The sequence below is a fragment of the Paenibacillus rhizolycopersici genome, from assembly GCF_014947195.2.
Classification (GTDB): Bacteria; Bacillota; Bacilli; order Paenibacillales; family Paenibacillaceae; genus Fontibacillus; species Fontibacillus rhizolycopersici.
The window spans coordinates 1-24,048 of the sequence record NZ_JADCNN020000001.1; the positions used below are offsets into that span (position 1 = coordinate 1).

The 24,048-nt window shown below is 54.5% G+C and carries 19 protein-coding genes; 13 read left to right on the forward strand and 6 right to left on the reverse strand.

What is annotated here, in order from left to right; translation table 11 throughout:
• The first annotated feature begins 172 nt into the window (after positions 1-172).
• From IM700_RS00005 to IM700_RS00030, 6 genes are all read left to right on the forward strand, one after another.
• On the forward strand, positions 173-1,804 hold the full coding sequence (locus IM700_RS00005) for a formate--tetrahydrofolate ligase (protein ID WP_193415809.1): 1,632 nt from the start codon (positions 173-175) through the stop codon (positions 1,802-1,804).
• Between the two features lie 101 nt (positions 1,805-1,905).
• Positions 1,906-3,078 (forward strand): GNAT family N-acetyltransferase, encoded by a 1,173-nt coding sequence (locus tag IM700_RS00010; protein ID WP_193415807.1) that lies wholly within the window; start codon positions 1,906-1,908, stop codon positions 3,076-3,078.
• Between the two features lie 177 nt (positions 3,079-3,255).
• The gene (locus IM700_RS00015; RefSeq protein ID WP_193415805.1) at positions 3,256-4,566 is read left to right on the forward strand and encodes an ABC transporter substrate-binding protein; all 1,311 of its coding nucleotides are present in this window, start codon (positions 3,256-3,258) and stop codon (positions 4,564-4,566) included.
• A gap of 136 nt (positions 4,567-4,702) precedes the next feature.
• Entirely contained in the window at positions 4,703-6,442 is a 1,740-nt protein-coding gene (locus IM700_RS00020; protein WP_193415803.1) for a cache domain-containing sensor histidine kinase, read from the forward strand.
• A 24-nt stretch (positions 6,443-6,466) separates the two neighbouring features.
• Positions 6,467-7,840, forward strand: a complete 1,374-nt coding sequence (locus IM700_RS00025) for an ABC transporter substrate-binding protein (protein ID WP_193415802.1) — start codon at positions 6,467-6,469, stop codon at positions 7,838-7,840.
• The gene (locus IM700_RS00030; protein ID WP_193415800.1) at positions 7,834-9,429 is read left to right on the forward strand and encodes a response regulator; all 1,596 of its coding nucleotides are present in this window, start codon (positions 7,834-7,836) and stop codon (positions 9,427-9,429) included. Before IM700_RS00025 ends, IM700_RS00030 begins: the two co-directional genes overlap by 7 nt.
• Positions 9,430-9,606: 177 nt before the next feature.
• On the opposite strand, the gene IM700_RS00035 is transcribed toward IM700_RS00030, so the two are convergent.
• The 3 genes from IM700_RS00035 to IM700_RS00045 are packed head-to-tail and all read right to left on the reverse strand — an operon-like array spanning position 9,607 to position 12,883.
• Positions 9,607-11,442, reverse strand: coding sequence for a CotH kinase family protein (locus tag IM700_RS00035; protein ID WP_239483462.1), 1,836 nt, complete (start codon positions 11,440-11,442; stop codon positions 9,607-9,609).
• Positions 11,443-11,464: 22 nt separating this feature from the next.
• A complete protein-coding gene (locus IM700_RS00040; protein WP_193415798.1) occupies positions 11,465-12,166 on the reverse strand; it encodes a DUF4956 domain-containing protein in 702 nt (233 codons plus the stop codon).
• Between the two features lie 3 nt (positions 12,167-12,169).
• Positions 12,170-12,883, reverse strand: a complete 714-nt coding sequence (locus IM700_RS00045; RefSeq protein WP_193415797.1) for a polyphosphate polymerase domain-containing protein — start codon at positions 12,881-12,883, stop codon at positions 12,170-12,172.
• A gap of 198 nt (positions 12,884-13,081) precedes the next feature.
• Between IM700_RS00045 and IM700_RS00050 the strand changes: the two genes are divergently transcribed.
• On the forward strand, positions 13,082-14,335 hold the full coding sequence (locus IM700_RS00050) for a purple acid phosphatase family protein (RefSeq protein WP_193415795.1): 1,254 nt from the start codon (positions 13,082-13,084) through the stop codon (positions 14,333-14,335).
• Here the strand turns inward: IM700_RS00050 and IM700_RS00055 are convergent.
• Positions 14,332-15,879, reverse strand: coding sequence for a DHA2 family efflux MFS transporter permease subunit (locus IM700_RS00055; protein WP_193415793.1), 1,548 nt, complete (start codon positions 15,877-15,879; stop codon positions 14,332-14,334). The genes IM700_RS00050 and IM700_RS00055 overlap by 4 nt on opposite strands.
• A gap of 208 nt (positions 15,880-16,087) precedes the next feature.
• On the opposite strand from IM700_RS00055, the gene IM700_RS00060 reads away from it, so the two are divergent.
• Positions 16,088-16,732: a TetR/AcrR family transcriptional regulator gene (locus IM700_RS00060; protein WP_193415791.1), complete on the forward strand. Its 645-nt coding sequence runs from the start codon at positions 16,088-16,090 to the stop codon at positions 16,730-16,732.
• A gap of 89 nt (positions 16,733-16,821) precedes the next feature.
• Here IM700_RS00060 and IM700_RS00065 read toward each other — a convergent pair whose 3' ends face one another.
• Both IM700_RS00065 and IM700_RS00070 read right to left on the reverse strand, forming a co-directional pair.
• On the reverse strand, positions 16,822-18,597 hold the full coding sequence (locus IM700_RS00065; RefSeq protein WP_155608844.1) for a SulP family inorganic anion transporter: 1,776 nt from the start codon (positions 18,595-18,597) through the stop codon (positions 16,822-16,824).
• Positions 18,598-18,704: 107 nt separating this feature from the next.
• Positions 18,705-19,034, reverse strand: a complete 330-nt coding sequence (locus IM700_RS00070) for an ArsR/SmtB family transcription factor (protein WP_059047243.1) — start codon at positions 19,032-19,034, stop codon at positions 18,705-18,707.
• 302 nt (positions 19,035-19,336) lie between these two features.
• Between IM700_RS00070 and IM700_RS00075 the strand changes: the two genes are divergently transcribed.
• The 5 genes from IM700_RS00075 to IM700_RS00095 all read left to right on the forward strand — a co-directional run bounded on the left by IM700_RS00075 (position 19,337) and on the right by IM700_RS00095 (position 24,027).
• Entirely contained in the window at positions 19,337-20,398 is a 1,062-nt protein-coding gene (locus IM700_RS00075) for an ABC transporter ATP-binding protein (protein WP_193415790.1), read from the forward strand.
• A gap of 37 nt (positions 20,399-20,435) precedes the next feature.
• The gene (locus IM700_RS00080) at positions 20,436-20,771 is read left to right on the forward strand and encodes an antibiotic biosynthesis monooxygenase (RefSeq protein WP_193415788.1); all 336 of its coding nucleotides are present in this window, start codon (positions 20,436-20,438) and stop codon (positions 20,769-20,771) included.
• 89 nt (positions 20,772-20,860) lie between these two features.
• On the forward strand, positions 20,861-21,616 hold the full coding sequence (locus IM700_RS00085) for an exodeoxyribonuclease III (RefSeq protein ID WP_193415786.1): 756 nt from the start codon (positions 20,861-20,863) through the stop codon (positions 21,614-21,616).
• Positions 21,617-22,144: 528 nt separating this feature from the next.
• Positions 22,145-22,879 carry an ABC transporter ATP-binding protein gene (locus IM700_RS00090; protein WP_155606723.1) on the forward strand — a complete coding sequence of 245 codons (735 nt, stop codon included), beginning with the start codon at positions 22,145-22,147 and terminating at the stop codon, positions 22,877-22,879.
• The gene (locus IM700_RS00095) at positions 22,876-24,027 is read left to right on the forward strand and encodes an ABC transporter permease (protein WP_193415785.1); all 1,152 of its coding nucleotides are present in this window, start codon (positions 22,876-22,878) and stop codon (positions 24,025-24,027) included. Before IM700_RS00090 ends, IM700_RS00095 begins: the two co-directional genes overlap by 4 nt.
• Positions 24,028-24,048 lie beyond the last annotated feature (21 nt).

A 24,048-nucleotide genomic window follows, 5' to 3' on the forward strand; every position in this document is an offset into this window, starting at 1 on the left:
GAGGAAAGAGCACTACCGTTTATTCGGTAGTGTTTTTTTGTTGTTGAGCAAATCGAGGCGAATTCCGTCACGCATATTTCCATCTATTTCATGTACAATAAGAAATGAAATTTTTAAGTGGAACTTGCACGAGGTTTTACAAGAATGAGATAGATGGAGGTCGCTGAGGGGAATGAAGCCGATATTGGAAGTGGCTGCAACATTCGGCATTGCCGAGGAGTTTGTAGAGTTGTACGGACGTTACAAAAGCAAATTGGATCCTAGCTTACGGGAGAAGCTAGGTGGCCGGCCCGACGGAAAATTGGTGCTGGTGACCGCGATGAATCCGACGCCGGCCGGCGAAGGAAAAACGCTAACCACGATTGGCCTGGCGCAATCGCTGAACGCCATCGGTGCGCCGACGATCGCGGCGCTGCGGGAGCCATCGCTCGGGCCTTGCTTTGGCATGAAGGGTGGTGCTACGGGTAGCAATAAAGCACAGCTGCTACCTTCCGAAGATATCAACCTGCATTTCACCGGTGATTTGCATGCCATTACATCGGCACATAATTTACTTGCGGCGATGCTGGATAATCATATTTTTCATGGGAATGCACTGCAAATCGATACGAATCGAATCTTATGGAAACGCGCGATGGATATGAACGACCGGAGCTTGCGACAAATCGTTGTTGGACTCGGCGAAGGAAACGGGAGCGTACATGAATCCGGGTTTATGATCACGACCGCCTCTGAAGTCATGGCGGTGCTGTGCCTGAGCGAAGATGCACTAGATCTCAAGCAGCGTTTGGGCCGGATCGTCGTAGCCTACAATATGAACGGTGAAGCGATCACCGCGGCGCAAATCGGCGCCGTGGATGCGATGACCGTTCTTTTGAAAGAGGCGATCAAGCCGAACCTTGTGCAAACAGCCGAAGGAACCCCAGCGATCGTTCACGGCGGACCGTTTGCCAATATCGCCCACGGCTGCAGCAGTGTTATCGGAACGAAAACTGCGCTCAAACTGGCAGAGATCGTCGTAACCGAAGCGGGCTTCGGCGCCGACCTGGGCGCGGAGAAATTCTTTGACATTAAATGCCGGCAAGCGGGTTTAAAGCCGGATGCGGCGGTGTTAGTCGTCACGATAAAGGCATTGAAATATAACGGCGGAGCGGCCAAGACGGAGCTGGATCAACCGAATTTGGAAGCGCTGCGGGCCGGACTTCCCAACATGAAACGGCATCTGGAGAATCTCCGGAAATTTGGGGTACCGGTGATGGTTGCGTTAAATCATTTTACCAGCGATGCGGAAGAAGAGATCTCGATCGTGAAAGAGGCATGTGCCCACTGGGGAGTAAAGGCAGAGCTATCCGATGTTTGGGCCAAAGGCAGCGAAGGCGGCAAAGAATTGGCGACAACCCTGCTCGGCATCCTGCAACAGGAAACCGCACGCTACTCACCGCTCTATGCGGACGATCTGGACCTTAAGACTAAAATGGAGACGGTCGTAGGAGAGATTTACCGTGGGGTTGGCATCAAGTTGAGCGCTAAAGCCGCGGCCCGACTGGAGGAACTTGAACGGCAAGGCTACGGCCGGCTACCGGTGTGCATGGCGAAGACGCCGTATTCGTTCTCCGACCAGGCGAATCTGCTGGGAGCTCCCGAAGGGTTCACGGTACAAATCAAGGATATCACCTTATCCGCAGGAGCCGGCTTCGTCGTCGTTCATACCGGCAATATTGTCACGATGCCCGGACTGCCGAAGGTGCCGGCGGCGGAGCGGATCCATTTGGACGAGCACGGAGAAGTTGCAGGTTTGTTGTAGCCAAGTAATCATGGGCATTTGACACTTCAGGTATCTTCTGACAGACTCTACATAAAGATTAGAGTTTAGAGAGTAGTCAATCGATGAAACGAGGTGGTTTTGTGGAAATCAGGCCATTGCGAGCGGTTGAGTTTGATGCCAGCCTGAGCTTGTCCGAATATGCTTTTCAATATAAGGTGAAGCCGGAGGACAGAGAAGAACGGCGAAAATCCTTTATTCCCGAACGTTCCTGGGGAGCGTTTGAGGGCGGCGAGCTGCTCGCCAAGCTCATGCTTCTACCCTTGCATCTGTACGTACAGGGACGCCCCGTCTCTATGGGAGGCATCGCCGGCGTGGCCACCTGGCCGGAGCATCGGCGGAGCGGACTTGTGAGGGAGCTGCTGGCTACCGCGCTTCGCCGTATGAATGAGCAAGGGCAAATCCTTTCTTGCCTTCATCCTTTCTCGATCCCTTTTTACCGGAAATTCGGCTGGGAGGTCTACACAGATTACAAGAAATATACCGTTAACATCGATAGTTTCCCCTCCAAAACGCTGGTTACGGGGAACGTTAAGCGGGGCGTAAAGGATATTGAGCTGTTGAACGGGATCTATCATTCTTTTGCCCAGCGATACAACGGAATGCTTGTCCGGGACGAAGAGTGGTGGAGGCGTATGGTATTAGGCGAGGAGGACCATACTGCCGTTTATTATGCTGAATCGGGGCAACCGGAAGGGTACGTGCTCTACCAGGTGAAGAACAAGGAGCTTGTTATTGACGAATTCGTATTCCTGAACGAGACGGCCCGTCAAGGCTTGTGGACCTATCTGGCCAACCACGACTCCATGGTAACCCAGGTGATCTTTGACCGCGTGCCGGCGGATGACCTGCTGCCGTTTCTGCTGCGCGACCCGCGCTGCAAGCAGGAAACCGTGCCGTATTTTATGGCTCGGATTGTCAATGCGGCGGCGTTCGTTGGCGACTATTCGTTTATTCCACCGGCTTCCACCAGCCCGATTCGCCTTGGCCTGCGAATTGAAGACGCGGCTGCGCCCTGGAACGAAGGGGATTGGCTGCTGGAGGTGTCCTCGGAAGGGAAGGGGAGCCTGACGCCGGCGAATCCTGCAGAATCCGGGTTGGCTTGTGACATCCAAACGCTGACAGCCATGCTGCTCGGCTATAAGCGGCCGCGGGAGATGTTCGCCTGCGGCAAATTAAGCGGCCCGGGAACCGATGCGGAAACGCTTGAACGGTTGATTCCCTTGAGCCAAACGGCATTACTGGACTTTTTTTAAAATCACATGATTGGCATTTTCGGTCGATTCCCCACTTCTTCAAGTGGGGGATCGGCTTTTTTTGTTTTCGATCAGAAAAATTCCAACCTGAAATCGCAATTTTACCTCCTCAAAAACCGAGTCCGTTTTAGCTAGACTAATAGTATAAATTCGGATGCAGGAAAGGATTTACCCGCAATGAAGAGAAGACAATGGTTGGCTGTTCTACCGCTTGCCGCCATGATGATTTCTTTGCTAGGCGCTTATGGCGTAATCAATGCGGCGAATAACGAGGAGAATCAAGTTCCGGGCATGTCCGAAGGCAGTCAAGGTTATCCCATTGAGCTGACTTTCTGGGCGTTGGGGAATACCCATTACGCGACCCTGGCTCAAGAGTATATGGCGGAGCATCCAAATATTAAGATCAACATTAGTATCCAAACCGATACATTCGCGCACCATGACCGCATGGAGTCAGCCTTGTCTTCTGGATCGGGCGCACCGGATATCTTCATGCTGGATCGGGAGTTTATGGAACGGTTCGTGAACGCACAGGACCAATTTTATAACCTATATGATTTCGGAGCAAAAGGCATCGAAGTGGACTATCTGTATTGGGCCTGGAAACAGGCGACTTTGGTGGATGGCTCTTTTCAATTGGGCTTGCCGGCCGGTATCAGTCCGACCGTTGTATACTACCGCGCAGATTTAATGGAGCGGGCGGGTCTTCCGGCCGATCCAGAGGAATTTAGCGCCGCGATTAACAAATGGGACAAATTTGCCGCGGTGGCGAAGCGGTTCACGGAAGAAACCGGACTCCCGTTTGCGGATTCGACAGATTTGGTATACAACGGACTTCGGGATCAATCGACAGACCGGATTTATTTCAATAAAGTCGACGGGTCCTTTATCGGAGATACGAATCCGCAGGTGAAAAAGGCGTATGACTATACGGTAAAAGGCATTCGGGAAGGGTGGATCGGCAACTGGACATTGGGGTCTCCGGAATGGGAAAATGCGATCCGCGAGGGTGACGTTGGCGTCATCCTCGGCCCGACCTGGATGGAAGAAACGATCCGTAGCGCGAACGAGACTGCAGGGAAGTGGCGGATTGCCCAAATTCCGGAGGGCTCCGGCAGTTGGGGAGGCACCTTTTTGACGCTGCCGAAGCAAGGAAAACATCCGAAGGAAGCTTACGATTTCATCACCTGGCTGACAAACAAGGACAATCAGTTGAAGTCGTTTCAAGCAAGTGGTCAGTTGCCATCGATCCCGGCGGTATATAACGAACCGGCATTCAAAGCCGATCAAGACGAATTTTTTGGTGGCCAGGTCATTTCGGAAGCCTACGCACGATCGGCACAACGCGTAAAGCCGGTTTATTACGGGCCACGTTTTGAGCAAGTTGATACGTTGATTAAGCATGCGCTCCGAAATGTATTTGAGAACAAGACGGACCCGCAAAGTGAATGGGATGACGCCATGAAACGGGTCGCAGACGCGGCTTAATCATAGATTTTGAATGGATACGATAAACCTGATTCGCAAGGGGCTAGCCCTCTTGCGATTTTCTCTTTGTTAAGAAGCAAAGGAATCTGTCGTGCCATGAAGAATAATAGAGTAGGAGATGCATAGGAGGAACGAAATGAAGCTTCGTCGAAAAATCTTGCTGGCTATTATTCTTCTCGTCTTTATTCCCGTCATTCTGATGGGCTCGATATCGTACTACAGCTTCTCACGCGCCATGGAGAACAAATCCAACAATTTCTATTGGGTCTCCTTGCTCGAAACCGACCGTAAGCTGAAGTTTGCACTGAACGAAGTGACGACCGTATCCAACTCGGCGATCGCGCAGCCGGTGATTCAGAAGCTGGTGAAGCAGCCGAATTTCACGGTGACCTATGAGCAGAAACAAGACATCAACAATCTGATTAACCACCCGATGATCACCTCCTTCGGGTTGTATTCCAAGGACAAGCTGCAGTATCAATATAATGAGGCGATGTCCGTCAGGGATTTGAAGCAGCAAAGCTGGTATGGAGCCATGGAAGCCGCCGAAGGTCGCCCGGTATGGGTAGGTCCAGGCGAGAACGGCTCCGCGGCGACGGGGAAGCCAGTTCTGATCCAAGCCCGCCTGATTAAGGATTACTATTCGCTAGAGGATATCGGTGCTTTAATTATTTATGTGAAACCCGATATTTTGGACCAGGTTTTTTGGGATGCCGCGACCTTAAAGCAAGGGGATATTCTACTCGTCAACAAGCTGGGGAACATCGTGTTCGACAAGTCCGGCACCCATATCGGAGAACGCACGGAATTTCCCTTCCTGACCCATGACGAGCCGGAAGGAAAGGGCTACTATACGGCCAAATATCAAGGAGAAAAGTCGCTGATTACCTACTTGCCTTCGCATAACAAGGATTGGTACCTGGTGGCCATTACACCAAGCAAGCTGATCGCTTCGGAATCGAACTCCATCCGCAACATCGCGATTGTGTTGGTTCTGGTATCATTGATCTCGGCTTTCCTGTTCGACCGTTTTTTCGTCCGCCGCCTGGTGCGCAGCATTATCGGGGCGGTGAACGGGATGAAACGAGTGCAGCAGGGGATATTCGTACCGATCACGTCCGCGGTCCGCAGCGAAGACGAGACGGATTTGCTGGTCGATGGCTTCAACCGGATGAGTACGCAAATTTCCGAATTGATCGAGCAGGTGCAGACCGAGCAGGCGCGTAAGAAAGAATTTGAGCTTCAGGCGCTTGTCGCCCAAATCAATCCGCATTTTATTTACAATTCGCTGGAGTCGATCAATTCGCTGGCCGTCTTGCAGGGAAATAAGGATATTAGTAAAATGGTGGTCTCGCTCGGCAAGCTGCTGCGAATCAGTATAAGTGAAAATCAGCAACTGATCACGCTTTCAATGGAAATGGAGCATGTGCGGCACTATCTGGACATTCAGAAATTTCGCTTTGAGGATCAATTCGACTATCATATTGGAATCCCCGAATCGCTTAAATACTTCTTGACCCAGAAGCTCATTGTACAGCCGATCGTAGAAAATGCGTTGTACCATGCGATCGAACCGATGCAGGAGAAAGGGCTGATCTCGATCACGGCCAAGGAGGACGATCGGGATATTATGATTGATGTGACGGATAACGGGCCGGGCTTCAGTTCGGATACGCTGATGAATCTGTGGAGCAAGGACGGGAGCCCGAAGAATTACCGGGGGACCGGCGTCGGGCTCAAAAATGTGCACGAACGGCTGCGCATCCGATTTGGCGCCCGCTACGGCATCTTGATTTGCTCTTCTCCCGGATACGGCTCCACCATTCGCATCCGCATTCCGAAAATTCTCCACGAACCAGGAGCGGCCAAACGATAAAGGCGGACAAAGGAGGCGGACAACATGAAAAAATGGTTCTTAAACTGGGGTTGGATCGCCGTTTATGCTGTAGTGCTGGCGATTTCCGTGCTGATCATCGCTGCCGACGGACACGAGCCGATCGAGGAGAAACAGGCGGAGAAGGTCACGATAACCTTTCGTCACTTCTGGATCAAGGAGCATGACCGGCAGATGCTAGATATCGTTGAGGACGTCGTCGCCAAATTTCAAGAGACGCATCCCAACGTGAAGGTGAATTTTGAGGGAATGGACCAGACTGTCCATCGTGAGCAAAAGCTGAAGAGCGAGATGGTGACCGGGACACCTCCCGACATGTTCGTGTTGTTTGGGGGCGCGGAAATCGAGCCGTATGTCCGTTCCAACCGGTTGATGGATCTGACCGATTTCGTGGAGAAAAACGGGCTGAAGCAGGAATTCCAGGACTTACACTTGTGGACCTTCGACAACCATATTTACGGCTTACCGATTGAGGGGAACGCCGAACCTTTATTCTATAACAAGGAAATATTCCGTGAACTGGGGTTAGAACCGCCGCAAACGCTGGAGGATTTAAACGAAGCCATTCGCGTTTTGACCGCCCACCAGATCACGCCGTTTGCGCTCGGGAATGAGGAACGTTGGCCGGCGGCCATCTTCGCGCATTATTTAATGGACCGCTATGCAGGTCCGGGGCTGATCGAAGAACTGGTGCAAGGCGACGAGTCGTTAAGCTTCCAAAATCCTTATTATTGGAAAGCGTTTAAGCAATTGAAAACCTGGATTGACGAGGGCGCCTTCTATGAGCCGGCCAACGACCTGTCGACCGAGGAGGCTATCGAGCGGTTCACCAGCGGCGAAGCCGCGATGTACCTAAACGGGAGCTGGGATATCAACCTGTTCCACAACGAGAAGGCACCGGCCGGGTTTCAGAATCAGGTCGGCGTCCTCCCGTTTCCTTCGCTGTCGAAGGGAGGCAATCAATCGATTGCCGGAGGTTACACGATCGGGATTGGCTTGTCCTCTAATTTGGAGGAAACGAAATGGGAAGCGGCACAGGAGCTGCTGAAGGCTTTTTATACCGAGGAGGTACAGCGGCGTATCGTTTACGAGGCCTTGCGTATCCCTTCGATGAAGATTACGTACGATTCGGAAAAAACGGGACCGGTCTTTGCTCAGGTCGTGGAAATGATGGAGCGAAGCAGCCAAAGCTTCGTGCCGTATGACAACGTACTTCCGCCTGAGGTCAACAAGACTTTCCTGAAGGTGTTGGAGGAAATGATCGGCAAGCAGGCGACGCCCGATGAGGCGCTGGAACAAATCCAGCAAACCTCGACAGAGTACTGGCAACTGCGGAGGAGCTCACTGCCTGACGGAACGACGGGAGGTGCAACATGGTAGCAAAAGGGGAGAAATACCGGGTTATTCTAGTGGATGATGAACCGGTTATTCTGCGAAGCTTGAGAGTAGCCGTGCCTTGGGAAGAGCTGGACTTGGAGATCGTCGGAGAGGCGCGGGGCGGCGAAGCGGCGCTGCAGCTCGTGCACGAGCTGTCGCCTCATATGATTATCAGCGACATCCGCATGCCGGGGATGGACGGGATCACATTGATGAAGGAAGTGCTGGCGGAGAACGCGAATCGGCTGTTTATTTTTATCAGCGGTTACGGGGAGTTTGAATACGCACGCGAGGCGTTGCGGGAAGGCGCGTTTGACTACCTGCTGAAGCCGATCGACCACGACGAGCTGATCGAGATGATCCGTCGGGCCAAGAAAACGTTAGAGAAACAGATGGAGAACGACAAGCTGCTGCATTCGGTGCAGGTGTTGTCGGTTCTGGCGAGGGAGCGCATGTTTGCCGAATTTATCGAAGGCAACCAGAGTCAAAGCCATCTGCAGCATATGCGTTGGCTGGAGAACAGCGAGTTGATGCAGGACTATTTCATGGCCGTGATCCAACTGGATCACTTCATGAAGCTGAATGAGCAGTGGTCCCCGGAGGAGCGGCGGTTGTGGTTGTTTGCGGTTCGCAATATTCTTGGAGAATGGTCGATGGCGCGGGGGGCGCTGACGATGTTTCCTTTTCATGGCGGGGAGTGGGTTCTGCTGTTTCCGAGCACGCTTACGAGCCAAAAGGAGGAACTGGGCAGCGATGTGATCCGGCAAATTCAGCTCTACACTAAATTGTCCTGCTCGATCGGGTTTAGCCAAACGGTTGCCGGAATGGAGCGGTTGAGCGAGGCGTACCAAAGTGCTGCCAGGGCGTTATATCAGCGGTTTTACAGCGACAGGGCAGGCGTGTTCGTCGATCAGCCGAGCCGGGAGTCTGGGGTTGACCGGGAGGCGAAATATCCGAAGCATCTGGAAGCGGTGCTCCTGGACAGCATCCGGACGTTAAACCGGGAACGTTTGCTGTCTGCATTGGATGAAACAAAACAGTATATTGAGGAACAGGGCTTCTCGAAGGAAGCCGCCGAGCGAATCATCGTGGAACTGACGGTAGTGATGTTCCGGCAATACGAGCAGATGAACCTGCTGTCGGAGTGGTCGCTGGAGGGCTTGCTCCAGGAGCTGCAGTCCTTGGAAACGCTGCATGAAATGATCGGACTGCTCAAAACGAATTTTGGCCGGTGGATAAGCGAAAGCCGAGACAGCCAGTTCAAGGAAAACGTGCAGACGGTGATCGCCAAGACGCAGGAGTACATTCTCAGCAACTACCATAAGGATCTAAGCATGGAGGAAGTCGCGGAGCGGGCTGACCTGAGCATCAGCCACTTTTGTTTGCTGTTTAAGCAGGTGACCGGCTACACGTTCCTTGAGTATTTGACGGAATGCCGCATCGAAAAAGCCAAATACATCCTGAAGAACAGCCACGTCAAAGTGTTCCAGGTGGCCCCGATGGTCGGCTACCAGGATCCTCGCTACTTCACCCAGGTGTTCAAAAAGGTGACTGGCATGACGCCAACGGAGTTCCGGGAGGTAGGGGCGTAGGCGCTCGGCTGGGGGACAAAAAAACCTGCATGGGATGCAGGTTTTTTTGTGGTTATGGGATTAAGCGACTCACCATCTCCGTTGCTAGGAAGTAAATGTATGCGAAAAATCGAATAGAATTCGGACTTTTCGCCGTTTCCACCATTTTATATGCGAAAAATCGAATACATTTCAGAGCTAGAGTCGCTTGCGGCGAAAGAAGGCCACGAACCCGGCGGCGCCCAGCAGCACCAGCAAGGAGATGCCGGTGAACAGGGCCTCGTTGGCGCCGCTGTCTGCGGCCGTGGCGGCGGCCCCGAACCCGGGGCCGCCACCGGGGAAACCGCCGCCTTGGGTACGGCCACCGCCCATCGGGCGGGCTTGGCCTGCGCCTCCGGCGGCATCGCCTGGCGCACCGGCGTCGCCCGGGAACCCTTCCGGGGGCTGGAAGCCCTCCGGAAGGGCCGGGGGCCCGTCGGCTGCGCCGCCCGCGGCCGCGCGGGCGTTCCGCCATTCGCCCATGCCACCGCCGCTGCCCGAGCCGTCGCCGGACGAGGCGATTGTGCCGTCGAGCTGCTGCCGGATGCTCTCCACCTGGCCGGCGTTGGTGGAGAGCAGCTGCGGCACGGCCTGCTCGTACTCGTCATAGGTGTAAAAGGCCGTTGGATCGGCCTTCACATAAGGCGAGATGAGCTCCGAGAGCTCCGCCACGCGAGCGGAGAAACTACCATCGGCCAGGTAGCCGTCGATTGCTTGCTGCAGCATTTCATGATACTGCGTCTTGTAGTCCTCGACCGCCAGCAGCTTCGCTACCAGCGGCCGTTCAGACAGCGCGCCTTGCGTCGGCTCGTCGATTAGCAGGCTGGCCTGGCCGATGGATGCGGCTGGAGCCGCGCCTCCTTCAACCGGATCGTCTGGAGCCGCGCTGCCTCCAGCCGCACTGCCTGCCGCATCGCCGCCCGCAGGTGCCGCGTCTGCACCGCTCGCATCCGCCGCCGCATCAGCGCCGCTCTCGCCAGCACCGTCGTTCGCTACACCACGACCAAACCCGCCGCCAAAGCCCATCCCCATGCCGCCGCCCATCCCGCCAAAAGCCATGTTGTAATCCCACGGCAGGATGGAGAAGACTCCGTCGTCTTCATACAAATAGTAGTTTTGCTTGTTGCTGCCCAGATAGCTGTCCATATTGTTCGTCAGCACGTTCAGCGCAATGTAGCCCAGCGCGTCCGGCACATCGATATATTTTTCAACATCGTTGCCGTTGTTCAGCTCATCCAGCATATCGATCAAAATATCACCATTCGTCGTTTCCGACTTCAAGGCCAATCCGGTATAAGCAGCCGGATCCTCGCCCAGCCAGGTCAAGTCGCTGCCGCTGCCTGTCATTTCTCCCTTGTACAAGGCCCCGTAGGCGTTGCCGAAATGCCGCTCCAGATAGGCGTCGCTGATCTGCTCCACCGCTAGGTAGAACCCCCGAAGCTCGTCATTGACGTACACATTCACGTACGAATATTTTGGCGTAGGCAGCCCCATCTGCTCTGCCAGCTCATAGGTCAGAAACTCGCGCATGTAGGAAGCGTCGCTGTAGTTGTTGTTCAGGTTGATCTTCTGAATGCCGTCCAAGGTTTGATTTACATATTCGTCAAAAGACAGCTTAAAGCTGTACCGATCGGAATCGGTCATCTGAACCACGCTTCGCAGACTTAAGTTACCCTTGGTGCGAATTCCAACGTTGTCGAAATGCTGCCCGTTGTAATCGACCGACGCCGTCTTGTATTCCTCGGCGCTGGCATTGTCCAGCATGTCCTGGAAATCCGCTTCGTCGATCGTGATCTTCACGTCGACCACCCGGTCCTTGGGAAACACCTCTTCATCCAACTTCTTCTCTTCCGCAGAGACCACTCGCTCTTCGGCGGTGTCCGTCTGACCGTCCGCACGGGGTCCCCCAGATTGAATCGCCTCGCAGGCGATCAAGCCGACAAACAACAGCCCAACGCATGTCCAAAGCAACAGCCGGGTCCCTTTGCGTATCATTCTTCTTCACCCCCGGATATCGTTAGGATACGTAGTCGCCGTTATAGCTGATCAATACGGCGTTTTTGACGCCGCCCAGCCCGGTTATTTGGTTGACGAAATTCCCTTCCTGGTCACGCAAGCGGACTTCCAGCGTCATCTCGATATTGCCGGAGGTCACGGTTTTTTGCTTCACGTTATAACGTTTGACCATCTGCCCGACGTGTGAATGAACCAGCTGTTCGCTTTCGTCGCTTTCACAGTTGACGACAAGCAAGTAAGGCGTTTCGAGCGAGCTGCTCTTGATAAACAGGAAAAGAATCAGGCCAATCACTGCAGAGCCAATGGCAGCGAGCGCATAAAATCCCGCGCCGGCAACAATCCCGGCTGCGGCCGCCCAGAACAGGAAGATCAGGTCGGTGGGGTCTTTGATCGGTGTACGAAAGCGGACGATCGACAAGGCGCCGACCATACCAAGCGACAGCACCAGGTTGGAATTGACGGCGATGATAACCATGGCGGTAACCATCGTCATGCCGATGAGCGAGACGTTAAAGCTTTTCGAGTATAGTACCCCGCTGAACACCCGTTTATATAAAATGTAGATGAACAATCCGATGAGAAAAGAAACTCCCAGCGTGATCATCATTTTGCTTATGCTGATATCTGAGGCGAAATTGTCTAGAAACGAATTTTTGACGATATCACTAAAATTGGTTGGGTTTGCAGTTTCCGTTGCATTCATAAATCAATAATCCTCCCATGCGTTAGTTTTCAGAAATTTACGGCAAATGACGTATTTGGACGCCGATTGTTGCTTCAGCCCTTCCATTTGCAAGGCGGCCCGGAGAATTTCGGGAATGTACTCGTCGTACTTGACCTCGAGAATGATGAGCTGATCGTCGATGGCCGAGACGGGCCGTAAATCCGGATCGAACAAGTCGACGGCGTGGAGACCGGTTCGCAGCTCTTTGTCGAAGGTGATCCGCACGTTGCCGTTCGGACAGATAAACGGTTCGCGCACATAGTCGACGATCACTCGCGGGGCGAGCAGCTGTTGCTTCATTTCACGGTACAGTTCAAGCAGCAACGGCTTCTCCGGCACGTTCAGCCCTTCGATCTGTCCGGCCAGAATGGCGTCCACCGTCTCCCGGGTTAATCGCTCTTTTACTTTGGCGATCCTATCGCCGGTTTTGATTTTTTTCTCAAAATGGATGAGGTCGTCCCGCTGGTTATAAATCCGGATCCGGTACTTGCGGCGGTCGCGGAGTCCTCCCAATTTATCGTGCAGCGCGGAATTGTTGATGTCGTCGAAGTAAAGGCTGCGAATATAGTATTCTCCGCTCGTGCCCGCATGCTCGTCATAACGGGCCAATCCCCGGAGCCGCTGGCGTAGGACGTAATACTGGTGGCGATTGATCAGAAATTTTAGTTCATGGCGGTACTTCAGGTTTTGGTTCAAGTTGCACCTCTTTTCTCGGGGGCCGGATGAATTACGCTACCTATCCTATCAAGGCTCGCTGATTGTCCACTTAACGCAAACTGAAAATAAACTGAAAGTTTTAACGTAGGGTTAACAAATGTAAAATGGTGTAAGTGGCTTATTTGACAGAGGGCACCTCAGACTTTATGTTAAGGGGAACTGGAAGGAGTTTATCGCATGAAAGGTCGGAGAGAGATGATTTGGCTTGGAATTCTGATCATCGCTTTGCTGCTCGGGGGTGTGATCTTCGGCTGGCAAAAAATGCAGCAGGCCAACGAACCCGCTGCCGCATCGAAACCCCACTCGATCGTCATGACGATCGGCGGGGATGCGCGGACGACGCGGGCGTTCACCTGGCAGACGGAAGGGAAGGCTGGGGAAGCAGGGATTCTTCAGTTAACGGAGGGGGCGGGGCCCATCTCCTCCTGGAACGATTCTAAGGTACTCACCATCGAGGCGGAATCGGCCGAGATCAAGTTGGCCCGTGAAAGCGGCAGTGGCGGACGGTATACCGTGCACAAGGCACTTGCCAGCGGCCTTCGCCCGGGAACGGCATACGTCTACCGCGTGGGCAATGGGCAGGAGAGTGGCTGGAGTGAACCGGCGGAGTTCGTGACGGAACCAGCGGAGTCCTTGGCGTTTACATTCATCAACGTATCGGATTCCCAAGGAGAGAAGAAGGCGGATTTTAAGCTGTGGGCACAGACACTGGACAAAGCGTTTGAAACGTTTCCGGACGCCCGGTTTATCGTGCATAACGGGGACCTGACGGAGAACCCGGACGAGGAGAAGGGCTGGAAGTGGCTTCTCGGAACGGCATCGAAATGGCTGACCCGGGTGCCGCTCCAGCCGGTAGTTGGTAATCATGATGAGATTTCCGGGAACGCGGAGGTGTTTGCGTCCCATTTTCGGTTGCCGGACAACGGGGCGGATGGAGCAACGCCCGGAACTACGTATGCCTTCGACTATGGATTCGCCCATTTCATCGTGCTGAATACGGAATCCAACCTCAAGTCGCAGACGGTTTGGCTCAAGGAGGACTTGCGCGAGAATACCAAGCCTTGGACGATCGTAGCGATGCATCGCCCGGCTTACGGCGGCAATCAGTATGACAAAATCAGCGACTGGATCGAGGGATTTGATGAATATAGCGTAGACCTGGTGCTGCAAGGCCACAACCATGAGTATTCCCGGTCATACCCCCTGCGGGACGGGGAAATCGCCCCAGACGGTAAAGGGACCGTCTATGTCGTCACCAACACCTCCGGTCCCAAATTTAATGTTTTGAAAAAAGATAAGATTTATCATGCCGCGCATACCCAGCCAAATCAACAGATGTTTGCTGGAATCGCGGTTAGCGAACAGACGTTAACTTACGCGGCTTATGCCGTGGACGGCAGGAAGCTGGATGAGTTTACGCTGTCCCGCTAATGGCTGATGCTTTCTGCGTTGGAAATCGGCCGGACCGCTTCCTGCGGTTCTTCCTTGGCCGGACGATTCCGTCGCAGCAGGAGTCCCAGCACGGCGCCGCCCATCGCGACGAACATCATGATGAAGAACGTATCGTCGAACCCTTTGGCCAGCGCAGTCGCCGCTGCTTGGCGCATGGCCTCGGCCGATCCGGCCGCCGCTTGAGTCAAGTCGCCAGCGGATTGGGCGGCCTGCGCCGCGGCGGCTTTCATTTCATTTCCGCGGAACGTGGCTCTGGAGGTCAAGAGGGTCACCAGCGTAGAAATCGCCAGCGAATTGATGACCTGCTGCATGGAGTTCGTTAGCGACGTAACGCGGTTGATTAGCGGTTTCGGCGCCTTGTTGAGCAAATGGTTATTCATCGGCATCGTCATCATGCCCATCCCCGCACCGCACATGATCAGCGGCAAGATCAGCTGATGGCTTTCGGTCGTCAGGTCGACATGCGAATATTGGAACAGCGCGCCGGAGACCAGGCTCAATCCCAGCACAACCAGCCAACGTACGCCGATCCGGTCGAACAGAATCCCGGCGATCGGCATGATTAGCCCCGAGGCAATCGCTTGCGGCAGTAAGGTTAGGCCGGTGTCGAACGCACCGAATCCGCGGGCTTGCTGCAAGAACTGGGGCAGGAGGAACAATGCCCCGTACAAACCAAACTGACCTACCCATTGGACGAAAATCCCGGCGCTGAAATCAACCGAGCGGAATATGCGCAGCTCGAGCAGCGGGGTGCGGGTTCTCAGTTCGGCGATCACAAAGGCGATCAGGGCAACGCCGCCGATGGCGAGACCAAGGATCGTTTTATCGGCGCTCCAGCTTTCCGCCCCTTGGCTGACGCCATAGGACAGGGAAGCAAACGCCAGCGGCCCGAGGATCATGCCCCATTTGTCGATGCCGGCGACCGGATTCCGCTCGACCCTCGGCAACTTCAAAATCCCGATGGCCAGGCAAAGGATCCCAACCGGAATGTTAATTAGGAAAATCAATCGCCACGAATGATACTCTACCAGCCACCCCGATAGGACAGGGCCGATGGCCGGGGCGAACAGCACGGGAATCCCCATGATGCCCATGACGACGCCCACTTTGCTGGCTGGGCTTAATTTATACACGTAAGCCATCGCGACCGGCAGTACGCAACCGCCGCCCAAGCCTTGGATGACCCGGAAGGCGATCAGCCATTCCGCTCGGCTCGGTGTCGCACAGAGCAGGGAGCCGACGGTAAACAATACGACGGCGCTGAGAAATACCGTTTTCGCTCCGAAACGGTCGGATAACCAGCCTGATAGCGGGATGACGGAAGCTTGTGCCAGCATGTAGCCGGTGACGACCCATTGTAAGGTCTTGAGATCGGTGCCGAAGTCGGTGGCAAGCGTCGACAAGGCGACGTTCATCGCCGTATTGTCCAGCACGACCACGAAGACCCCGGCGATGATGGCGAGCAGCGGCACGAGGATACCCGTTAGTTTGAAATTCGCGTGGGATGGAAGCGTCTGCTCCATGATTTTTCTCCTCCTAAGTGGCCGGTCAGGGGGCACTCGCTACGTTACGGAAAAGCGTATCGGATTGTCCGTCGGCCGGTATCTCTGTATAATGGGAATATAAGATGCGGACAATTGTCCGTTCAAATCACGATACCTAGTTTACGGACAATTGTCCGATAAGTCAAATGCGTTTTTGGAATGGCGCAGGCAGGGGGGAAGGAAAGCGATGAATCAGGACAGGCGGGAGACCGACCTTTACCGGGAACGCATCCTGAAAGCGGCTCGGCAGTTGTTTCACGAGCATGGCTTGGACGGTGTCAGCATGTACATGATCGCCCGCACGGCGAAGATCGGACAAGGCTCCCTTTATCGGAGATATGCGGACATCGGCGAAATTGGGTCGGATCTGCTGAGGGACAACACGGAGAAATTGCTGAGCGGTCTGGAAGCATTGACAAATGGACCGAGCCTGCAGACGAAGCGGGGGGAGCGTATTGAAGTGGAGGGGCACGCAGGAAGGAAAGACTCTTATCTAGAGTATCTGCGGATCGCGATTTCCCAGGTCGTCGATTTCACCGATGAGCACGCCGAGTTGCTGCTGCGAATCAAATCCGAGTTTACGGGCAAGAAGCAGCTGACCCAATTCGAGCATCCGATTTTTGAGAGACTGAATCGCATCTTGACGGGTCTATTCCGACAAGCCGTCCAGGCCGGGGAGATTCGCGAGGTGGAGCCGCCGTTTATGGGCAGCGCCTTAACCGCCGTATTAAGCCCCGATTTGTATTTGTATCAGCAAAAGGTGCATGGCAGCACCAAAACGGAAATTCGGCAAGGCATCCTCACTCTCGTCGAAGCACTGGCCATAAAATAGCACAAAGCCCTTCGGAACTACGGATGATGAATCTTCCGTGCTCCGAAGGGCTTTTGTAGGTTTGTATGAAGGGATTAGCTGAGCAGGGCTTACACCGGAACCTGCCCATCCCGTACCCGCGTGCCGGTTAGTTCCGGCAAGGGCTTGCGCTCCGGTTCTGCGCCGCAAAGTCCAGCGCATTCGCGGAAAGCGAAATGACGGCAGCCCCGGCATTTATCGGCGTTGATGATGCCCAGCGCATGGGTCAGGGCTTCGCCGGTGTTCTCGAAGAAGTTCGCTTCGCCGATCGTCTCGTAGCAGCCGGTTTTGTCCATCAGCTTATGCGGCTGTACGCGAAGGCCGGAGACCAGAACCGTGATGCCGGCTTTGTGCAGTCGTTTCACCAGGGCCGTGAAATTGGCTTCGCCGGTCGTATCCATAAACGGTACTTTGCCCATCCGGATCAACACGACCCGCAGCATGCCGTCTTCGATTTGCGAAACGAACTGGTCAAACGCCTGTGAGGCTCCGAAAAATAGCGGGCCGTCGACGGTGAAGATCGAGACTTGCGGACAATCGTGATCTTCGGTTACCATATGCGGTCGAACCTTCTCCTTGCCGGAGGCCAGGTCCGGCAGCACTTTATCGACGGTGAGCAGCTCGCCCATCCGTTTAACGAACAGCACGACGGCTAGCACCAGGCCCACTTCGACGGCGGTCGTGAGCGTAGTGAACACCGTGAGCAGGAAGGTAACAAGCAGCACTAGCGTATCGCCAGTCCGCGTCTTCAGCATATGAGCGAACGCTTTGCGCTCACTCATGTTCCAGGCGACGACCATCAGGATCGGCGCCATGCTGGCGAGCGGAATGTTGGACGCGTAAGGCGCGAACAATGCCACGATCAAGAGCACGACGATGCCGTGGATGATCCCGGAAAAGGGGGAGACCGCCCCGTTCTTGATGTTCGTCGCCGTCCGGGCAATCGCGCCGGTCGCTGGAATGCCGCCGAACAGCGGTGCAGCGATGTTGGCGAGGCCTTGCCCGATCAGCTCGCGGTTGCTGTTGTGGCGGGTGCCGGTCATCCCGTCCGCCACCACGGCCGAGAGCAGCGATTCGATGCTGCCGAGCAAGGCGATGATGAGCGCCGGCTGCAGCATCGGCACGACGCTGCCCCAGGACAACGTCAGCGGGTGGAGGCTGGGCAGGCCGCCGGGAATTGCCCCGTAAGCGGAGCCGATCGTTGTAACCTTGCCTGGGAACAGCCAGGCGGCAGCCAGTGTGGAGACGAGGATGCCAACCAGCGAACCCGGGATTTTCGGCAGGAACTTCGGCGTCAACAACAGGGCTGCCAGGCAGATGGCTGCCGTCAGGAGACTGTAGAAGTTTAAGGTATGAAACTGCAGGGCAATCTCCTTCATGTTTTCATGAAAATACTCATGCCGTTTGATGCCCGTCAAGCCAAGGAAGTTGCCGATCTGTCCGCTGAAGATCGTCACCGCGATACCGGCGGTAAACCCGATGGTGACCGGCCGCGGGATGAACTTGATCAACGTTCCGAGCCGGAGCAGCCCCATCAGCACCAGGAAGATCCCGGCTAGGAAGCCGGCGATCAGCAGATTTTCGTATCCGTATTGCAGCACGATGGCGAGGAGAATCGGAATAAAGGCCCCCGTAGGGCCGCCGATTTGGAACCGAGATCCTCCCAACAGCGAAATCAGAATCCCGGCAATAATCGTCGTATACAACCCATATTCCGGCTTAACGCCGGACGCGATCGCAAAGGCCATCCCCAGAGGAATGGCGACGATGCCAACGATACACCCCGAAATCAAATCTTTGCGTAAAGAGGCCGCGTTATAATTACTGAACCTTCCTGTCCACTTCATCCGTTAAACCCTTCTTTTCTTAGAAATCTGCAGTTGCTCATGCAGCATGATCCATCCCGGTAAACAAAAAAGATCCCCCGCAGCCCGGCGGGGAAACTTGGGGTTCCTCATTTTTGTTTGCGGATCCCTTGCAGTAAGGATATCGATTCAACCAAGTGGTTATCGAATATTTGCCGGGCTACTGCGAGCAAATCCTTCAGCAGCGGATCTCGCAGCGAATAAACGACCGTTGTGCCTTCTTTGACCGTATTGACGAGATTTTTGGCGCGAAGAACGGCTAATTGCTGGGATACGGCCGACCCCTCCGATCCGAGAATCGCTTGCAACTCGTTGACATTCCGCTCGCCTTCGCTCAGCACCTCCAGAATACGAATTCGCATCGGATGGGCGAGAGCTTTGAAAAATTCCGCTTTAAACTGTTGTAGGTTCGCGTCCATCGACTAAACTCCTTAAAATCTGAAAATTCATATCTCTGAATCTTTGCATATTTAACACTATAGCATAGCACTTGCGAAAGTGTATAGGGAAAAATGTCACGGCAGCAGTTGGCAGCTATGATCGTGGCTAAGGCGTACAGACTTTTTCCAATTGAGCTTAGGCGGCGAAACATGCTATACTTAATAATGATAATCATTATCAGTAGAATAACGGCTCATTTCAGAGAGTAGGATGAGGCTGTCTTATTTCATAGAAGCGATCCCGATGACGGGATGGGATAGAAAAGAGGATTCGAGATACGATGGAACATCTATTAGAAGTGAAAGATTTGGCCATCTCGTTTAACACCCGCGAGGGAGAGGTGCAGGCCATCCGCGGCGTTAGCTTCCACGTCGACAAGGGCGAAACGCTAGCGATTGTTGGGGAATCCGGTTCGGGCAAAAGCGTTACCTCTCAAGCTGTCATGCAACTGGTTCCCCGACCGCAAGGCATCTATAAGCGCGGGGAGATTTGGTTTGATGGTCAAGAACTGATCGGCAAGACCGAGAAGCAAATGCAGCGGATACGCGGCAAGGAGATCGGGATGATTTTTCAAGACCCGATGACTTCGCTAAATCCGACGATGAAGGTGGGCAAGCAGATCACCGAGGTGCTCCATACCCACGAGCAGATGTCCAAGGACGCTGCGGATCAGCGAGCCGTGGAACTGCTGGGCTTGGTCGGAATCCCATCGCCTGAGCGGCGGTTCCACCAGTATCCGCATGAGTTTAGCGGCGGGATGCGGCAACGGGTGGTCATCGCCATCGCGTTGGCCGCGAATCCGAAGCTGCTGATTGCGGACGAGCCGACGACGGCGCTGGACGTAACCATCCAAGCGCAGATTCTGGAGCTGATGAAGGAGCTACAGCGGAAGATCGGCACCGCGATTATTTTCATCACGCATGATCTTGGCGTCGTGGCTAAAATGGCTGACCGCGTAGCGGTGATGTATGCCGGGCAAATCGTCGAATCGGGGACGGTGGAGGAAATCTTCTACGATCCCCGGCACCCGTACACCTGGGGGCTGCTGGCCTCGATGCCAAGCCTGGATGGCCACGGCGGCGGGAAGCTGTCGGCGATCCCCGGCACGCCGCCGGATTTGATCCGTCCGCCGAAGGGCGATGCCTTCGCGCTGCGAAGTTCGTATGCGATGAAGATCGACTTGGAGCAAGAGCCCCCGTTGTACCGGGTATCGGATACGCATGCGGTGAAGTCGTGGCTGCTGCATCCGCAGGCACCGGCCGTTCTGCCGCCGGACGTGGTGAGCGGGAAGCGCCGCCAGTTGCCGGGGGTTTATGAGGTTCCGGTATTGGCGGAGGCGTAAAGGAGTCGAAGTACTATTTTCGTAGGGAGGAACCGGAATGTTTGTGATGACAAGGACGATGGTCATTGAGAAAGGGAACAGCGACAAAGTGATTGCAAGGTTCAGCGGAGAGAGCCCGCTCGATCAGATGGAGGGTCTGGTGGACATCAGCGTGATGGTTAACCGGAAAAGCCAAGAGCAGGAGGAAGTTGTCGTTGTGATTCGTTGGGAGTCGCAGGAGGCATGGAAGAACTGGGAGAAGAGCGACGCGCATATCCAGGGCCACAAGAACAGCCGGGGGCAGCAGCCGCCCGCGTTCATTCTGAGCACGACGGTTCAGATGTACGATGCGCAGGTTGTGAAGAAGGGAAAAGCTTTTTTGAACGGCGTGTGACGTGATACACTTTAGTTGAATCGCGAGATTTCTAGATTGCTAGACTTCCGGTGGCGATTCGCGATTAATTCAAGGCAAGGAGACCTGAAATGAAGCTGGTTTCATGGAATGTGAACGGACTACGGGCCGGTGTGGGCAAAGGGTTTTTGGACTATTTCAAAGAGACGGATGCGGACATTTTTTGCCTTCAGGAGACGAAGCTCCAGGAAGGGCAGATTGAGCTCGACCTTGGCGGCAATTACGAGCAGTATTGGAATTATGCGGAGAAAAAAGGTTACTCCGGCACCGCGGTCTTCACGCGGATCAAGCCGTTGTCCGTACGTTATGGTATGGAGGAGGACTCCGAGCCGGAGGGGCGGATCATCACGCTGGAATTCGAGGAGTTCTATCTCGTGACGGTATATACGCCTAATGCGAAACGCGATCTTTCCCGTCTGGACTACCGGATGGAGTGGGAAGACCGGTTCCGCGCTTACCTGACGGGGCTGGATGCGATCAAGCCGGTGGTTGTTTGCGGCGACCTGAACGTCGCTCACATGCCCATCGACATCAAGAACGCAAAGTCGAACGAAGGCAACTCCGGCTACACGCTGGAGGAGCGCGGCAAAATGACGGACCTGCTGGCGTCCGGGTTCACCGATACGTTCCGGTATTTCTATCCGGACCGCGAAGGGGTGTACAGTTGGTGGTCGTACATGCCGAAGATTCGCGAGCGCAACGTCGGTTGGCGGATCGACTATTTTCTCGCCTCCTCCCGGCTGGAGCCGCAGTTGAAGGACGCAGGGATCGACTGCCACATCCTAGGCAGCGACCACTGTCCGGTGTCGTTGACGGTGGAATGGTGAACTAATTCAAGCTAGACGAAGAACGTCCTTATGACCGTACAAGCTGCGGTTGAAGGGCGTTTTTTATTTTTCAGGGAGAGGTGGTTTGAGATATGGACTTTAATCAGGCGCATCAGGCATTTATGGAGAAGCATTTGGCGGTGAGGACGGGAGAGCGTAGGGGGAGGGGGTGGCTTAGGGATAGGCGTAAGGTAGAATTTTTGACTTCATTGGTGGTGAATCCGGGGAAATGTTGCATTTCCTGCAGCATTTTCTCGGGATTTTGCAGGGGACGGGTTAAAATGTTGCACTTTTTGCAACATTCCGCTCCCAGGGCTCGCTGCAACGCCGAAATGTTGCAGGTTTTGCAACAATTCATCCGTCGGCTGGGGGAAACTGCGGCATGCAAAGTGTTAGATCGACCCAACACCCAAAAAATGAGTGATTACTCACTTGACACACCGCCCGCCCCAGGAGTATCTTTATCTCATCAGCAATATGTGAGTAAGTACTCACTTTTAACTATCTCCCCATGGAGGAGTGACTCTAATGAACGATAAAATGGAAGTTTGTGTCCGGACCCGAGAGGTAACTCGAGCCTTCAACGGTAAGGAGGTGCTGCATGGCATCAGCCTCGAAGTCCGACGCAGCGAAATCTTCGGGCTGTTGGGGCCGTCGGGCTCAGGTAAAACGACATTCGTGAAAATGATCGCCGGAATCGACGAAGCGACCCGCGGCGAGGTTGAGGTGCTGGGCACGCCGATGCCGAAGCTGACCATGATGAACCGCATTGGCTACATGGCCCAATCCGATGCGATGTATGCCGAGTTGACGGCCAAGGAAAACTTGGAGTTTTTCGGAGCGTTGTTTGGTCTGCGTGGTGCAAAAATGAAGCGGCGGATCGATGAAGTCATGGCGCTGGTGAATCTGACGGATCACCTCAAACGCCCGGTCGGCGCATATTCCGGTGGGATGAAGCGACGGCTGTCGCTGGCGATCGCACTGATGCACGAACCTGAAGTGCTGATCCTCGACGAACCTACCGTTGGCATCGACCCTGTCCTTCGCAAGTCGATTTGGGACGAATTCGAAAGCCTTAGCCGCCAGGGCACAACGATTCTGGTGACGACCCATGTCATGGACGAAGCCGACAAGTGCCATCGTCTTGGCATGGTGCGTGACGGCAGCCTGATTGCCGTAGGTACGCCGGAAGCACTTAAGCAGGAAACCGGTAGCGTTACGATCGAAGAAGCTTTCCTGTATTACGGAGGTGTTCGCGCATGAGAATCCGGGCTCTGATTGTTCGCATTATTCGCCAATTCATTCACGATAAACGGACAATGGCTTTGTTGATCGTCGCCCCGCTGTTGGTTTTAGCCATGATGTATCTCGTGTTTAACGGCGACGCCTATCAGCCTAAAATCGGTACGGTGCAAGTACCAGCCGCCCTGGCCGATAAATTGAGCAGTGCGGATGCTGAAGTGACCGCCTTCATGACGGCGGCAGCAGCCGAAGCGGCTCTAGCTGATCAAGAGATCGATGCGATGATCCGCTTCGATCAAGGCGTGCCGAATATCTTACTGGAAGGCAGCGATCCCTCCAAGAACCGGGCAGTTATCATGCTGATCCAAAAAACGCTGCAAGGCCAAGGGGTTCCAGGCGCTTCAAGTATGATGACCCCAGACCAGAGCAGCAGTACCGTTGTTGATCCTGGCAGCGCAGCAGCCACGAATCCGGCCACCGGTGCTGCAGCTAATACGGAGGGCGCGGCGCAGCAACGGCCAACGACGCAGACGCCGGTGTTCGAATATTTATACGGAGGGGCAAACATGTCCTCTTTCGACAGCTTAAGCCCCGTGCTCATTGGTTTGTTTGCCTTCTTCTTCGTGTTCTTGATCGCCGGGGTTTCCTTTCTGCGCGAGCGAACGAGCGGCACGTTGGAACGACTGCTCGCCACTCCGTTGCGCCGATGGGAAATCGTCACTGGCTACATGGCCGGCTTCGGTATCTTTACAAGCTTGCAGGCAGTGCTCATCGCCGGATTTACCGTCTATGTGCTCGGCAGCCTCATGGTGGGTTCTTTCGGGTACGTTTTGCTGATCATGCTGCTGTTGTCGCTCTCGGCCCTTAGTTTCGGCACGCTGCTCTCGGCTTTCGCAAACTCGGAATTCCAAATGATTCAATTCATTCCGGTCGTCATCGTGCCGCAGGTGTTCTTTTCTGGATTGTTCGACCTGGAGAGCATTTCGCCTTGGTTGCGCTGGATTACACACATTACACCGTTGAAGTACGGTGCGGACGCGCTGCGCGGTATCATGATCCGCGGCGAGGGCTGGAGCGGGATCGCACTGGACGTCTATGTGCTGGCCGGGCTATCCCTCGTATTTATGCTGGCCAATGTCCTCGCGTTGCGTAAGCACCGCAAAATATAGTACGCTGGACAAAGAAGCTTA

Bases quoted from the DNA above. Each gene is read 5' to 3' on its own strand.
- IM700_RS00055 (WP_193415793.1), bottom strand. From the start codon at position 15,879: ATGGAGCAGACGCTTCCATCCCACGCGAATTTCAAACTAACGGGTATC.
- IM700_RS00090 (WP_155606723.1), top strand. From the start codon at position 22,145: ATGAACGATAAAATGGAAGTTTGTGTCCGGACCCGAGAGGTAACTCGA.
- IM700_RS00060 (WP_193415791.1), top strand. From the start codon at position 16,088: ATGAATCAGGACAGGCGGGAGACCGACCTTTACCGGGAACGCATCCTG.
- IM700_RS00005 (WP_193415809.1), top strand. From the start codon at position 173: ATGAAGCCGATATTGGAAGTGGCTGCAACATTCGGCATTGCCGAGGAG.
- IM700_RS00040 (WP_193415798.1), bottom strand. From the start codon at position 12,166: ATGAATGCAACGGAAACTGCAAACCCAACCAATTTTAGTGATATCGTC.
- IM700_RS00085 (WP_193415786.1), top strand. From the start codon at position 20,861: ATGAAGCTGGTTTCATGGAATGTGAACGGACTACGGGCCGGTGTGGGC.
- IM700_RS00030 (WP_193415800.1), top strand. From the start codon at position 7,834: ATGGTAGCAAAAGGGGAGAAATACCGGGTTATTCTAGTGGATGATGAA.
- IM700_RS00065 (WP_155608844.1), bottom strand. From the start codon at position 18,597: ATGAAGTGGACAGGAAGGTTCAGTAATTATAACGCGGCCTCTTTACGC.
- IM700_RS00015 (WP_193415805.1), top strand. From the start codon at position 3,256: ATGAAGAGAAGACAATGGTTGGCTGTTCTACCGCTTGCCGCCATGATG.
- IM700_RS00050 (WP_193415795.1), top strand. From the start codon at position 13,082: ATGAAAGGTCGGAGAGAGATGATTTGGCTTGGAATTCTGATCATCGCT.
- IM700_RS00020 (WP_193415803.1), top strand. From the start codon at position 4,703: ATGAAGCTTCGTCGAAAAATCTTGCTGGCTATTATTCTTCTCGTCTTT.
- IM700_RS00070 (WP_059047243.1), bottom strand. From the start codon at position 19,034: ATGGACGCGAACCTACAACAGTTTAAAGCGGAATTTTTCAAAGCTCTC.
- IM700_RS00035 (WP_239483462.1), bottom strand. From the start codon at position 11,442: ATGATACGCAAAGGGACCCGGCTGTTGCTTTGGACATGCGTTGGGCTG.
- IM700_RS00095 (WP_193415785.1), top strand. From the start codon at position 22,876: ATGAGAATCCGGGCTCTGATTGTTCGCATTATTCGCCAATTCATTCAC.
- IM700_RS00025 (WP_193415802.1), top strand. From the start codon at position 6,467: ATGAAAAAATGGTTCTTAAACTGGGGTTGGATCGCCGTTTATGCTGTA.
- IM700_RS00080 (WP_193415788.1), top strand. From the start codon at position 20,436: ATGTTTGTGATGACAAGGACGATGGTCATTGAGAAAGGGAACAGCGAC.
- IM700_RS00075 (WP_193415790.1), top strand. From the start codon at position 19,337: ATGGAACATCTATTAGAAGTGAAAGATTTGGCCATCTCGTTTAACACC.